This is a genomic window from Pseudomonas sp. 05T35 (assembly GCF_056396605.1).
In genome coordinates this window covers 1-14,200 of the sequence record NZ_JBFTLU010000059.1, presented here as the reverse complement: position 1 = coordinate 14,200, position 14,200 = coordinate 1, and the positions used below count along the sequence as shown (strand labels likewise).

The 14,200-nt window shown below is 58.2% G+C and carries 11 protein-coding genes; 5 read left to right on the top strand and 6 right to left on the bottom strand.

Annotated features, from left to right (window positions below):
• Positions 1-129: 129 nt before the first annotated feature.
• The 4 genes from AC1DH9_RS06880 to AC1DH9_RS06865 all read right to left on the bottom strand — a co-directional run bounded on the left by AC1DH9_RS06880 (position 130) and on the right by AC1DH9_RS06865 (position 5,357).
• Positions 130-870, bottom strand: coding sequence for a molecular chaperone (locus AC1DH9_RS06880; RefSeq protein ID WP_427541181.1), 741 nt, complete (start codon positions 868-870; stop codon positions 130-132).
• Positions 871-913: 43 nt separating this feature from the next.
• Positions 914-2,179 carry a hypothetical protein gene (locus AC1DH9_RS06875; RefSeq protein ID WP_427541214.1) on the bottom strand — a complete coding sequence of 422 codons (1,266 nt, stop codon included), beginning with the start codon at positions 2,177-2,179 and terminating at the stop codon, positions 914-916.
• 40 nt (positions 2,180-2,219) lie between these two features.
• A complete protein-coding gene (locus tag AC1DH9_RS06870; RefSeq protein WP_477807964.1) occupies positions 2,220-4,739 on the bottom strand; it encodes a TcfC E-set like domain-containing protein in 2,520 nt (839 codons plus the stop codon).
• Positions 4,740-4,850: 111 nt separating this feature from the next.
• On the bottom strand, positions 4,851-5,357 hold the full coding sequence (locus AC1DH9_RS06865) for a CS1 type fimbrial major subunit (RefSeq protein WP_427541187.1): 507 nt from the start codon (positions 5,355-5,357) through the stop codon (positions 4,851-4,853).
• A 570-nt stretch (positions 5,358-5,927) separates the two neighbouring features.
• Between AC1DH9_RS06865 and AC1DH9_RS06860 the strand changes: the two genes are divergently transcribed.
• Both AC1DH9_RS06860 and AC1DH9_RS06855 read left to right on the top strand, forming a co-directional pair.
• Positions 5,928-6,506, top strand: coding sequence for a PadR family transcriptional regulator (locus AC1DH9_RS06860; protein WP_427541190.1), 579 nt, complete (start codon positions 5,928-5,930; stop codon positions 6,504-6,506).
• A complete protein-coding gene (locus AC1DH9_RS06855) occupies positions 6,503-7,288 on the top strand; it encodes a siderophore-interacting protein (RefSeq protein ID WP_427541193.1) in 786 nt (261 codons plus the stop codon). Before AC1DH9_RS06860 ends, AC1DH9_RS06855 begins: the two co-directional genes overlap by 4 nt.
• Before the next feature lie 195 nt (positions 7,289-7,483).
• Here the strand turns inward: AC1DH9_RS06855 and AC1DH9_RS06850 are convergent, their stop codons facing one another.
• Both AC1DH9_RS06850 and AC1DH9_RS06845 read right to left on the bottom strand, forming a co-directional pair.
• The gene (locus tag AC1DH9_RS06850) at positions 7,484-8,137 is read right to left on the bottom strand and encodes a Pr6Pr family membrane protein (RefSeq protein ID WP_427541196.1); all 654 of its coding nucleotides are present in this window, start codon (positions 8,135-8,137) and stop codon (positions 7,484-7,486) included.
• 9 nt (positions 8,138-8,146) lie between these two features.
• A complete protein-coding gene (locus AC1DH9_RS06845) occupies positions 8,147-8,377 on the bottom strand; it encodes a VF530 family protein (RefSeq protein WP_019693422.1) in 231 nt (76 codons plus the stop codon).
• Between the two features lie 334 nt (positions 8,378-8,711).
• On the opposite strand from AC1DH9_RS06845, the gene AC1DH9_RS06840 reads away from it, so the two are divergent.
• From AC1DH9_RS06840 to AC1DH9_RS06830, 3 genes are all read left to right on the top strand, one after another.
• The gene (locus tag AC1DH9_RS06840) at positions 8,712-10,094 is read left to right on the top strand and encodes a carbohydrate porin (RefSeq protein ID WP_477807963.1); all 1,383 of its coding nucleotides are present in this window, start codon (positions 8,712-8,714) and stop codon (positions 10,092-10,094) included.
• Between the two features lie 210 nt (positions 10,095-10,304).
• Positions 10,305-12,716: a glucose/quinate/shikimate family membrane-bound PQQ-dependent dehydrogenase gene (locus tag AC1DH9_RS06835; protein ID WP_427541202.1), complete on the top strand. Its 2,412-nt coding sequence runs from the start codon at positions 10,305-10,307 to the stop codon at positions 12,714-12,716.
• A gap of 260 nt (positions 12,717-12,976) precedes the next feature.
• Positions 12,977-13,837: a PIG-L family deacetylase gene (locus AC1DH9_RS06830; protein WP_477807962.1), complete on the top strand. Its 861-nt coding sequence runs from the start codon at positions 12,977-12,979 to the stop codon at positions 13,835-13,837.
• Positions 13,838-14,200 lie beyond the last annotated feature (363 nt).

The following is a 14,200-nucleotide window of genomic DNA, read 5'->3' as shown; positions in this document are numbered from 1 at the left end:
GCTCGGGATCGTCACCAACACCTCGAAATGATGCACTTCGCGGGCTGCAAACGCCGCAGTACATGCCCACAGGGCAACAGCCGACAAAGGCACGACAGTCAGTTTTTTGAGCATGGTCATCACCCGGAGTTATCCCTTCACGTCGAGGTTTTTGCTTTTCTCGCCTTCGACCAGGGTGAAGCGGTATTCACGACCGGCCTGTTTCTCGAACTGAAAGGTCCGGCCCGCGAGGATGTGATGCTTGGTCGTTGGCTGGCAGTCCTGTTCGTTTTTCACCGAGCAGTCCTTGAACTCATCGATCACCACCACGCTGTTGCCGTTGTTGCGAATCCGGTAGTTGCTCGCATCGTTCTCGATCGCGCTGTCGAAGCGCGTCTCCTTGGGTCGTACGAAAAATACCGTGCCGTACCCGGCCAGCACATTGACCCCGGCAGACAAACCTTTCTTGTAATCCTCACGGTCCTGGCTGGAGACGGCGAATTCGTCTTCCTTCTCCGGCACCACCGGCACGAAACGCACCCGGAAATACCGCTCTTTTTCACGCTCGCCCATATACAACAGGCGCGTGCCCTGCATGCCACTGGCCGGCACGATCAGTCGGGCCGGGCTGGCCATCAAACCATCACGGGCGGTGGCGTCGGCCTGGGTCTTGAGCGGCTCTTCCCGTGCGGTGCCATCGGCGTCATAAATGATTTCAAGAATGTTGACCTTGACGAATGCGGTGCTGTCGCCCCCATTGAACACGCGTTTCAAGTAGGTACTTTTGTCCCCGTCCAGATAGTCATACACCGTCCCGACATTGATGCTCGGTCCGGCATGGGCCGTCTGGGTGAATAAGCAAAAACCAAATAATGCCGCCAGGCGTTTCATAGTCCTGTCCCTCGTTGAATGAATGCCGCAATACCGCGACGAACTAAACGTCTGAATCCCAGATAACCGTCACGCTTCCCGAGTACTGCCGTTGTGAGCCGGGACGAATCATCTCTGCCACGTCGCTTGAAGGAATTTCGAAATGCAGGGTTCCCGGTTTGCGGTCGACATAAAAACCCGGCTGGAACAGTTCAGTTCCGCTGCCATCGCGCAGCAATTGCCGATGATTGACCGGTAGCCCGCCGACGTCGGACAGGCCGTGGGGAAGACTGACGCTGACGTTCAGCGGTACTGCGTGCCCGGAATCGGCATCACGCACACCGCAGGTTTTGCCATCGGGGCTGTATTGGCACTCCAGCTGCATTTTGAAACGCGAACTGGCGGAGATAGTGAACGTTTGATCCCGGAACAACCGCGTGGGTTTGCGGCCTTGCTGCAGCCAGGCATTCCAGCCGCCTTGCGGTACCAGCTCCACACGATTGCCGCCCGGAGGAACATCCACTTTGAGCGTGTGCGTTACGGTCAAGGTGAACCTGAGATTGATGACACTGTCACCGCTCACGGGGTACATGTTGTCCCCCAGATCAATACCGTCCGGCCCGATAGGGAACTGGATCGAACCCACATAGACCCCGGACGCCATTTCCAGCGGCCTGGGTGCAATCAGCTGGTAACCGATATCGAAATCCCTGTATCGCAACTCAGGAATAAGAAACTTCGCTTGCTTCGCACAAACGCCCGCATTCAACGGCACCTGCCAGAAAGAGCCAAATATAGTGACACCGCCTCCAGAAAAGCTCAGCGCACGACAAGGCGCAGCGCCATTGCTCCACCGTCCGCCAACCCATAGCAGCTCATGAGCCGCGAGAACGTTACTCTCTGGATCCACGCCCACCAGCTTGCGCACATCCTCGCTCAGAACGTAAGTAGTCCCGATTCCGGAAACCCTCACCTGAACCTCCTGCGTCTGACCACTTTGTGGGTCCGTGACGGTCAAGGTTTGCCAATGGGAAGGCAGGTTGAACATGGCACCCTGACGCTGCGCATGATCGGCCTCGACGGGCACCCTTGACCTGAACTGAATAGGCAGCCTGAAACTCACCATCGGTGGCGAAACGCAGTGCTGTGGATACACAAGGCAATAACCACTTTGCTCCGTCGTATTGGTGAACTCGTTCTTCATGGGTTTTGCAGGGTCGGGGCTGAACTCGGCCTTGATGTCCAGATCAATCCCGTGAGCCGGTGAAAGTGTCAGTGAAAGTCCGATCAGCAACATCAGCAGGAACGGGGTTTTAGTGAGAGAGGTCATGTCGTACACACTCTTTGGCAATGGCGTTCATCGGTGTGCATCAACCTGCCGACCGTGCGATAAAAGATGCATCGGCCAACGTCTCCGGCGTGCAGCGCAGATCACCGATCATCAACACATTGTTTTCAGTGCGCCCAACGCTTGGGTCCAGGCGGAACTGGCACAGCAACTGGCTGCCGTGGCGTACTTCCAGGGTTGGCGAGCCGGCGTTCATTTCCATCGAGAAGAAGCCGTCCACTTCACTGACGCCCCGGCTGGCGTGGTTGATGATGTGATGGCCCTTGAGCGGCYTGCCCGTGGGGTCAACCAGACGCCCAAGCACGGTGAGGGTTTTCATCACGCGGATCTTGCGGTAGTCCACACCACCCTTGTTCAGGTGATAGCTGGTGCGCACCGGTTGAATGGTCGCCGCCGGTACATCGGTGCCTTCGAAGTCGAAGCTCACCGAGCTGCTCTTGTACGCGGTGATCGGAATGAAATTGCGACCCGGACGCAGACGGGCGCTGCCACCGCTGAGGTCATCGGCGCGCAGGGCGATTTGATCGAGATCGGACTCCACATCGACAATCATCCCGGCCCCGCTGCCCTGATGCTGGTTGGTCATGACCATGTGCTTGCCGCTGACGGCAATCGTGCTGTCCAGGTTCAAGCCACCGGTCAGGTTGCTGTTGAACGAAGAGCGCTGGAAGAAAGCATCGCCATTGGCTGAATCGTTACTGAAACTGGTGGTACCGGACAGGCCGAGACCGTAAGTGTCGGTAATGGCCGTGGCCGAGACACTTTGCAGCACATGGTCTTTCAGGTCTTTGCGGTAGGTCAGCGAGGCATTGTTGTCGCGACCGCCCTCACGCGAGGTCCGTGAACCGATGCTGCCGGACAACTGCTCACCGGGACTGCCGAGTGCCAGGCTGAGCGTCAGGTCGACCCCGCGATTGCGCGAGTCGCCACTGCTGATGCTGCCGGGTCGGTCGAACATCGAAAAACGCCAGTGGGCATCGTTGCCGAACAGCGTGCTGCGTTGGGTCCAGCCCAGGTCCAGCCCCATCCCTTCAACGTTGCCCTCGCTATGCGAGACCCGCGCATTGAACGAGCTTTTGCTGGTAACGCGGTGGTTGAGCGACAACGACGAATTGCTGGTCTGGCCGACGAACACATTGCGTTGGCGCACCCGCGTACCGTCGGGCAGGGTTTCAAAGATATCGGTGGTGTCGAGCCAACTGCGGTTATGACTCAGGAACAGACTGCCGGCGCCATAGTTGTACATCGTCTGCACATCAAGACCGGTGCCGTGGTCCTTGGTCTGATAGACATTGGAGAACAGGCTGACGTTGTTGGCCACCGTCCAGTCAATCGACGAACCGTATTGCATCGTCTCTCGAACCTGACGCCCGAAAACCCCGAGAATCACTCGCGGGTGCAGCAAATAGTTGAACGCGGCACCCGCGGTCATTTTTCCGGAAGCCTGATCCTGCCAGTTACTCCACAGTTTGCTTTCCTCGCCGGCAAACAGGTTGTAGCGCCAGCGTTCATCGTAATGACGCCAGTTGCCGGGCTTGTACACCAACTCCTGGGTCGTCGAGGTGATTTGACCGTCTTCGATCAAGCGCACCTCCACCTCGTAAATACCACCGGGCAGCGGTCGGGTATCCAGCGTCTGCAAACCGGCATCCACCGGCTGGGTGTTGATCATCAGCCCATTACGATAGATCTCCACCGAGGCCTGCCGGTTGGCGGTGACATAAATCGGGTACACCGCAGGTTTCGGGTTATTGATTGCCAGACTGTCAGAGCTGCCATACATCACCCCCACCACCGTGTCGGGGCTGGCACCGAACGAACGCGGTTGACGGCTCAGGCCTTCGGAATTGGGCGTGAAATAGCCCAGGCGCAGGAAGCTGCCATCAAGCTCGCGCTGACTGTAGAGTTCGTGTATCGCGCGGTACATCTGATCATCCGCCCCCCCCAAACGGGCCAATTGCAGATTGAACCTCTGGCTCCAGTTACCCAGGCTGCTGCTGGTTTCCAGGCCATAACGGCCACCGAGGTCCTGGTCCTGCCCCCCATTGAGGTTCAGTTGATTACGCAGGATCAACCCGGTGCTGCCGCCTTCCGGCTGGTCGTAATAACGCTTGGCTTGCGTGTCACGCTCGGCGTTTTCGGTGGCTATCGAAACCAGGGAGTTTTCCAGGTTGTAATGGATGGCCAGCATCTGCTCCGGGCAAGTGCTTTCGCAGGCGCCAAGGGGCACGCCTTTTTGTAAGTAAGCAGCCCAGATTCCACGCTCACTGGCGGGAATGTGGCTGTCGCCCACATCGGAAAAATCAAGCAGGGTGATGCGATCATCACGGGACAACACGATCATCGCCTCACCGAGAAACTGTTGATCAAGTTCCACTCGAACCGCCAACGGTACATCAAAGAAGTGTTCTTCAAACTCCGCGGGCAAACCTTTGGCTTGGGCGAGCAAACTTCGCGGCGTTGTAGCGACAGTCGGCGCGGCGAGTGCGCCCGCACATAAAAAAAATGCAAGCGCAGCCGCGATGGGAGTCATCGGGAACATGAACGGAATACTCTGATTACATGAATAAGTTAAAGCCCGATCGACCGTCAGGAATAGCCGGTCGATCGGTTTTGTTATTGAACAAAGCAGACCTTATTCAACACAGATAGATCAAGGCGTTATGACAGGTTCGAAAACAACCGCAAAGGTACCGTTATAATTACCGGCAGGGTGCCCGCCAGCAGGTTTTGCAGCAGAAACGATCATGTCAGCCATCGTGCCCGGAGTGGAATCTACGGCATTAACAACTTCTTTGGCCACCTCGCTCAGTTCAACGCCATTGAAGGTCACGGTCAGCGGAATGGCATTGCTGCCACTGTACAGGGAGGCCGCACTTTGACCGCCCTCGACGAACGCATGGATCGAACCGTTGGGATCGCTATGCTTGACGTCGTAAACGGCGCGCAGAGCACCCAGTTCGCCACTGACAAGGTTGTAGCCCATCGTTTCGTCTTTACCAAAGTCCGGATTACTGTTGCTCGGTTGAGCGTGGAAGATGGTCGTTGGGACAGTGGCCTTGATGTTAATAGTGCTGCGCATTTCGTCAGCAGCAAAAGCCATCGAAGAGTTCAATGCCAGGATGGCCAATGGAGTAGCGATTGCGATTTTCTTGAACATCGTTAAATACCTGTTATTTCAAATGGGCTGGACAATTGAAAGTTCGAACAAACGGAGGTATTCAGGTGCTGAAAGTGCACGACGCCCTGTCACTACCGAAACGACTATTTGTTTGAACTTTCAACGCCGAGACATGATCGATCAATCGCCTAGGAAAGTAAGCAGGCAACGTCCGATGAACAGGTAGTCAATACGACCCGGAGCGATAATGAAAAAACCCGAAAAAAACCAAAAAGACATTAGTAACTGTAAGAGGTGGACTACCTACAGATTTTACTAAAAATACAATACAGCAGTACCCGTCGTTGATTTTCCGCAGAACAACGACCGTGCTCTTCGCCCTTTAAGGCCGGCAAAACAATTATTAGAGAGTTAACACTAATTTCTGTCAGCCCACCTGAATAAAACAATGCAATTTATCGATACCGACGGCATGAAACTCCGGTCCGTGCGGGATCAAGCCAGCCGTCTCCCCCTAGGCGATGGCCTCGAACCGTTCGTCTTGGGCCCTTGATTTCTGGATAAGATATATCTTAAGTTGTATCTAAATACGACGAGAGAGCCCAAGAAATGAGAGACCATCATTCCCACCGCGAGCACGCTGACGGCCGCGACGGTTTCGAAAAACGCCCTGGCCCCGGCCGCGAACGCGGTGGACGCGGCCCCCGGGTATTCGCCCCCGGCGATCTGAAACTGCTGTTGCTGGCGCTGATCGCCGAGCAGCCGTGCCACGGCTACGACCTGATCCGCCAGATCGAAAGCATGTTCGACGGCGCCTACTGCCCGAGCCCCGGCGTGATCTACCCGACCCTGACCTTCCTTGAAGAAAGCGAAATGATCCAGGGCGATGCCGAAGGTGGAAAAAAACGCTACAGCGTTACCGACGCCGGACGTCTGTCATTAAGCGAGCAGGCGATTGCCCTGGACGGCGTGCGCATGCGCATCGAAGTCAGCAAGCGCTCGTTGCGCGGGCAAGACCGCCCGGCCGAGATCCACGAAGCGGTGCACAACCTGCGGCATGCCTTGCAAATGCATCACGGCCGCTGGAGCCCGGAAGAAATCCTGCGGGTGCGTGACCTGCTCAACAACACCGCCAAAGCCATCGTCGATGGTCCTGTCGTTCAATCTGTTCAGGAGAAGGCCGAATGACTGAAGTCATCGTGCAAACCATTCACCGTGTCAGCCACGAACTCAAACGCCGTCGCCTGGAAGTACTGAGGGTGGTCGACCTGACCCCGCGCATGCGCCGGATCACTCTCGGCGGAGCGGAACTGGCCGGCTTCGTCAGCCTCGGAACCGACGACCACGTAAAGCTGTTTTTCCCGCAAACCGCAGCAGAACTCGCCACACTGGAAACCCTGGTGCTCGGTGCTGGCAAAGACAACGGGCCAATGCCGGCGATGCGCGACTACACGCCCCGCCGTTACGATCTGGACACGCTGGAGCTGGACATCGACTTCGTATTGCACGGCGATGGCCCTGCCGCGACCTGGGCAGCGCAGGCCACGCCCGGCCAGTTCCTGCACATCGGCGGGCCGCGGGGCTCGATGGTCGTGCCGGACGTGTTCGACAGTTATCTGTTGATCGGCGACGAAACTGCCCTGCCCGCCATCGCCCGCCGCCTCGAGGGCCTGGCGGCCAACCGTCGCGCTCTGGTGGTGGTGGAAATCGAGAACGGCGCCGAACAGCAAATCCTCGAAAGCCAGGCAGAGGTCAAGGTGATCTGGGTCTTGCGCGAAGCCGGTAAAAACCACCTGCTGACCACCGTGCAACAACTGCCAATGCCGGGCGGCGAGTTGTATGCGTGGATCGCCACAGAATCCAGAGCCTCACGACAGATCCGCCGCGTGCTGCTGGACGAGAAGGGTTTGAGTCAGGACCAGGTGAAAGCCGTAGGCTACTGGAAGCTGGACGACAGCGACGAAGAGTGATCATCTGACGGTATTCGACATCCTGTAGCAGCTGCCGAGCCTGCGAGGCTGCGTTCGAGGCCGAAGGCCTCGCAAATCCTGCAGACGCGGTTTGCCTGGAAGAACGTGCCGCCTGATTTCACGACCGCTCCGCGGCCGAACGCAGCCTCGCGGGCTCGGCAGCTGCTACGGGGGGCAGAACGCAAAGAGGTGTCGTTACTTATGTCCGCGCCAGCGATCCAGCCCGATCACCACCAGCGCAATCAGCACAAACCCCAGCAATATCCCGCTGGCATTGATGAACACCTGGGGATAACCGAGCTTTTCAACATCGATGAAAGGATACGGGTAGAGCCCCAGCGAGTGCCCGCGCAGCAAGGCATAAGCGAAGTACAGCACCGGGTAAATTGCCCACCAACCGATATGGCCAAGGCGCAAGGTGCCCTTGGGCACACACCGCCACCAATAGAACAGAAACAGCAGCGGCATGACGTCATGCAGCAGTTCGTCGGCGATGAACTGCCAGCCCTGCGGATGCCATAAATGCCGCAACAACAGGTTGTACGCCAGGCCGACCAGGGTAATGCTCACGGCAATCCCGCTGCTGACCCACGGCTGCAAAAACAACGCACGGCCCTTCGACTCGCGTGAAGTCACGGCGCAGGTCAGCACCGTCGCCACCAGCGTATTGGTCAGGACCGTAAAGTAACTGAAGTAACTCACCAGCCCACCCAGCTGGCTGGCGCTGACACTCCAGCGACCGTAAAACACCAGGTACAGCTGAATGCTCAATCCCAGCCAGCCAAGCACGGCGGCCGAGTGGGTAAAACGTCTCATGACGGGCGACAGTCGAGTCGGCTCGGCGGGCATCTATATTCCTTAGAGCGGACGTTTGGTGCGCATCAACTTCACGTAGAGCTTTTCGACTTTCTCCCGGGCCCACGGGGTTTTGCGCAGGAAGGTCAGGCTCGACTTGATACTCGGATCGCTCTTGAAGCAGCGAATGTCGATGCGCTCGGCCAGCCCCGACCATTCGTAGTGTTGAACCAGCGTGTTAAGGATCTGTTCCAGGGTCACGCCGTGCAGCGGGTTGGTGTTCTGTTCGGTCATGCCGGGCCTTTGAACGAAGAAAGTAGAGGAAGTCGCGCACCTTAGCCGAGGGTGTCCTGCGGTGGAAGGACTCTGTGCGCTATCCGTTAAATGTAGGTGAACTCTGAAAGATCGCAGCCTGCGGGTGTACACCGCCCTATGTGGAGCTGCGATCTTTTCAAGGGTGACCGCACACTGTTACCAAATCCGAAATGATTCATGTCAAGAAAAGCCCTTTCTCTCTTTGTTACAGATCATTATCCTTGCAAGCCTAAAAGCTGAATCGCTTCACCTGCCCGTTGTCCCCTCGCAGCGTTCAGCTCTCTTCCCCTAAAAGACCAAGAATTCCTTCTCTATGCCTGACATTCAGACTTTGCGAGACAGCGCTGTCTTCCCAACTGTTGCTACCCGAAAAGCCATAACTCTGCTCGGTGGGCTCAGCGCCCTGAGTCTTGCCGCCTACGCTCAGGCTGCCCCTGCATTCGATAGCGACTCACCTTGGATGCTCGGCGACTGGAATGGCACACGCACCGAACTCGCGGAAAAAGGCTACGACTTCAAGCTCGACTACACCGGCGAGATGGGCAGCAACCTGCACGGCGGCTACGACCACGACCGCACCGCGCGCTACAGCGACCAGTTCGGCCTCGGCACGCACCTGGACCTGCAAAAAATCCTCGGCTGGCACGACGCTGAATTTCAGCTGACCATCACCGAACGCAGCGGCAACAACATCAGCAACGACCGGGTCAACGATCCGCGTGTCGGCGGTTTCACCTCGGCCCRGGAAGTCTGGGGCCGTGGCCAGACCACCCGGCTGACGCAGATGTGGTATCAGCAGAAATTCTTCGATCAGAAGCTCGACATCAAAGCCGGCCGTTTTGGCGAAGGCGAAGACTTCAACAGCTTCCCCTGCGACTTCCAGAACCTGGCGTTCTGCGGCTCCCAGGTCGGCAACTGGGCCGGTGGCATCTGGTACAACTGGCCAGTCAGCCAATGGGCGCTGCGGGTCAAATATCACCTGACGCCCGAGCTCTACGCCCAAATCGGCGCGTACGAGCAGAACCCGTCGAACCTGGATCGCGACAACGGCTTCAAGCTCAGCGGCAGCGGCACCCAAGGCACGGTGCTGCCGGTGGAGCTGGTGTGGACACCGAAGCTCAATGGCCTGCCGGGCGAATACCGCGCCGGTTACTACTACAGCAGCGCCAAGGCCACCGACGTCTACAAGGACAGCAACGGTCAGCCCGCCGCCCTGAGTGGTCAGGCCTACCGCAGCGCATCGAGCAAGCACGGCGTCTGGCTGGGCGTGCAGCAACAGCTGACCAGCCGCGCCAGTGATAACTCGCGGGGCTTGAGTGTGTTTGCCAACGGCACGATGCACGACAAGAAGACCAACGCCATCGACAACTATGTCCAGGCCGGCGTCGTCTACAAAGGCCTGTTCGATGCCCGCAGCAAAGACGACATCGGCTTCGCCATGGCCCGGGTTCACGTCAACCCGGCCTTCCGCAAAAACGCCGAGGCGATCAATCAGGCGCACGCGGTCTTCGACTACAACGACCCGTCCTACCTGCCGCCGCAAGACACCGAATACAGCGCCGAACTCTATTACGGCGTGCATGTGACCAACTGGCTGACCGTGCGCCCGAACCTGCAATACATCCGCCATCCGGGTGGTGTGAATGAGGTCGATGACGCGCTGATCGGCGGGATCAAAATCCAGTCCTCGTTCTAACAAACGCTACAAAACCCTGTGGGAGCGAGCCTGCTCGCGATAGCGGTGGGTCAGTCAACGTTGATGTAGAAGCTGACGGCCCCTTCGCGAGCAGGCTCGCTCCCACAAGGAATGCATCACTGAGCTTTTTGTACTGAAACCTGCTTGCGCCTGATCGTCATCTACAGTGAACAGGCGCGGGACTACTTAAACGTCACGGAGAACCACACTATGAGCACTGATGGTGCTTTGAGTCGAAGCCGCCTGCTGCCGAGCCTGCTCGGTATCGTGCTTCTGCTAATGGGCCTGGCCTTGCTGGCCGGGGGGATCAAGCTGAGCATGCTCGGCGGCTCGTTGTATTACCTGCTGGCCGGGATCGGCCTGGTGCTGACCGGTATTTTGCTGCTGGCTGCCCGCCGTGCGGCGCTGGGCCTGTACGCCGTGGTGCTGTTCGCCAGTACGGTGTGGGCGCTGTGGGAAATCGGTCTCGACTGGTGGCAACTGGTGCCACGTCTGTCGCTGTGGTTCGCCCTTGGCGTAGTCCTGCTGTTGCCGTGGTTCCGCCGTCCGCTGCTGCGTGACGGCGCCGCTCCGCTGGGCACTGCCGCGCTGAGCGTGGCCGTGGTTTTGGCCGGCGCCACCGCGGTTGCCAGCCAGTTCACCCACCCGGGTGAGATCATGGGCGAGCTGGGCCGCGACACTGCCGACATGACCAGCACCGCGCCAGCAATGCCCGAAGGCGAGTGGCAGGCCTATGGCCGCACCGAATTCGGCGACCGCTACTCGCCGCTGAAGCAGATCACCCCGGCCAACGTCGGCAAGCTGCAGGAAGCCTGGCGCATCCGCACCGGCGACCTGCCGACCGCCGATGACCCGGTGGAACTGACCAACGAGAACACCCCGCTGAAGGTCAACGGCATGCTCTATGCCTGCACCGCCCATAGCAAGGTGCTGGCGCTGGACCCGGACACCGGCAAGGAAATCTGGCGCTTCGACCCGCAGATCAAGAGCCCCGTAGGCTTCAAGGGCTTCGCCCACATGACCTGCCGTGGCGTTTCCTACTACGACGAGAACGCCTACGCCAAGGCTGACAACGCTTCGGCCGCCGTCATCTCCGAAGCTGGCAAGGCGGTTGCGCAAGCCTGCCCGCGTCGTCTCTACCTGCCCACCGCCGATGCTCGCCTGATCGCCCTGAACGCCGACACCGGTAAAGTCTGCGAAGGCTTCGGCGATCACGGCGTGGTTGACCTGACCCAAGGTATCGGCCCGTTCACCCCCGGTGGCTACTACGCGACCTCGCCGGCAGCGATCACCCGTGATCTGGTGATCATGGGCGGCCACGTCACCGACAACGAGTCGACCAACGAGCCGTCCGGCGTGATCCGCGCCTTCGACATCCGCGACGGTCACCTGGTCTGGAACTGGGACAGCGGCAACCCTGAAGCGACCGAGCCTTTGGCTCCGGGCAAGACCTACACCCGCAACTCGCCGAACATGTGGTCGCTGGCCAGCGTCGACGAGAAACTGGGCATGGTTTACCTGCCGCTGGGCAACCAGATGCCTGACCAGTGGGGTGCCGACCGCACGCCGGGCGCAGAAAAATTCAGCGCCGGCATCGTTGCCCTGGATCTTGCGACCGGCAAGGTACGCTGGAACTTCCAGTTCACTCACCACGACCTGTGGGACATGGACGTCGGCAGCCAGCCAACCCTGCTCGACATGAAGACCGCCGACGGCATCAAGCCGGCGCTGATCGCACCGACCAAACAGGGCAGCCTGTATGTGCTCGACCGTCGCAACGGCACACCGATCGTGCCGATTCGCGAAGTGCCGGCGCCGCAAGGCGCAGTCACCGGCGACCATACCGCGCCGACCCAGGCTCGCTCGGACCTCAACCTGCTCGCTCCGGACCTGACCGAGAAGGCCATGTGGGGCGCCAGCCCGTTCGACCAGATGCTCTGCCGCATCCAGTTCAAGCAACTGCGCTACGAAGGCCAGTACACCCCGCCGTCGTTGCAGGGCAGCTTGATCTATCCGGGTAACGTTGGTGTGTTCAACTGGGGCAGCGTGTCGCTCGACCCGGTTCGCCAGATGCTGTTCACCAGCCCGAACTACATGGCATTCGTCTCCAAACTGATCCCGCAGGCTGAAGTGGCTGCCGGGAGCAAGCGCGAGAGCGAGACCTCGGGCGTCCAACCCAACACCGGCGCGCCATACGCGGTGACCATGCACCCGTTCATGTCGCCATTCGGCGTACCGTGCCAGGCTCCGGCCTGGGGCTACGTCGCCGGTATCGACCTGACCACCAGCAAAGTGGTGTGGAAGCGCAAAAACGGCACCAGCCGCGACAGCTCGCCACTGCCTATCGGCCTGCCGATCGGCGTGCCAAGCATGGGCGGCTCGATCGTTACTGCAGGCGGCGTCGGCTTCCTCAGCGGCACCCTGGACCAGTACCTGCGCGCCTATGACGTCAACAACGGCAAGGAACTGTGGAAGTCGCGCCTGCCGGCCGGCGGCCAGGCCACGCCGATGACCTACACCGGCAAGGACGGCAAACAGTACGTGCTGCTGGTCGTTGGCGGCCATGGTTCGCTCGGCACCAAAATGGGCGACTATGTGATCGCTTACAAACTGTCGGAATAAGCGTTAACCGCAGTTAAAACGAAGGCGACTACCGCGAGGTAGTCGCCTTTTTTTGTGCGCTCACAACCTGCCGAACAAGTTGCCAACAAACTCGACGAACGGCGCTGCTTTCAGGTTGGAACTGTTATTTGTGACAGTAGCCAACCCGATCACTTCAAGTGCTCAATGACACATATACCGGTTACCGATATACCTCGAAAAGTACGCATTGCCGAACAAGCGGTTAACCGAACAACCTTGTGATCCTAGAGAGGCGCGTCATGAAACTAATCAACACGTTAGCCGTCGTTTGTACACTCCTGGCTGTGTCCACTCACTCTTTTGCCGCATCAAGCACTTTTTACATCGTGGCGCATCAGGATGACTGGCAATTGTTTATGGGCGCTCATGCTCACGMTGACGTAAACAAACCCGGTAATAACACGGTTTTCATTTACACCACGGCGGGGGATGAAGGATTTGGTACAGGGGTTGGTCATGGAGCGCAAGACCATCCTTATTACCTCGCCCGAGAAGAAGGTGCGAATCGGGCAGTACGTTTTATGGCGAATGATGACAAACCCAGGGGGGAAGGAAAAGGGGATACCATCACGATCAATGGTAAATCTCTTTATAAATATAGCTACGAAAATACTACTTCTTATTTCTTGCGACTGCCGGATGGAAAACTTAGACCCTTCCATCTAGGTGATATCAAAACCCTCACAGCAATAAATGACAGTGCCGCGTACTCTGACTGGAGTGACCTGGTAAAAACCATTGAATCCATCATTACAACCGAAGGAAGAGGCTCCGCCAAGGTAGTTGCAAATTACCCAAATAAAGATGAACAGGAAAACCCGGAAAACCATTCCGACCATATAACTACTGCACTGGCAGTCGATGCGGCGCTTGCAGGCTTATCGTGTATTGATCGACGGATATACATTGAATATTCAACGCGTTACAAGCCAACCAACTTGTCACCTACAGATAAAATAACAGAGGCAGCCATTTGGGCTACAACGGCATCAGGACTCAGCGACATGGGATACCGCAGTACGTATAACTCATTCCACAATGATTTTATTGGGAAAATTTACTATAGCGCCATCGATGGAACAGGTGATTGTGCGTTCTGATGAGTCAGCAGATGGTCTCGTTGGGGGAACTGCTGGTGAATCGGGCGCTGGATAATTACGATCAGCCAGAGGCGCCGTAACAGCGCCCGCTCCCACAATTTTGATCGATGTACATCAGCCTCTAAAGCCGTACACGCCCCAACCACTCAGGCCGGCCGGTAGGCCGCCGTGCTGTTGCTGTTGATCTTGATCCACCCGCCCCTTCGGAAGGCCGAGCGCAGGTGTTCATCAGGGGGTGGGCGCGCAGCGCCGTACGGCGCAGCCGGACACATCGAGAGGAGGTCGTCGCGAAGCAGACCGTAGGCGATGCCCCCTGATGGACACCGGAGTGAGGGAACGCCGAGCCTAGGCGAGGTGCCGTAC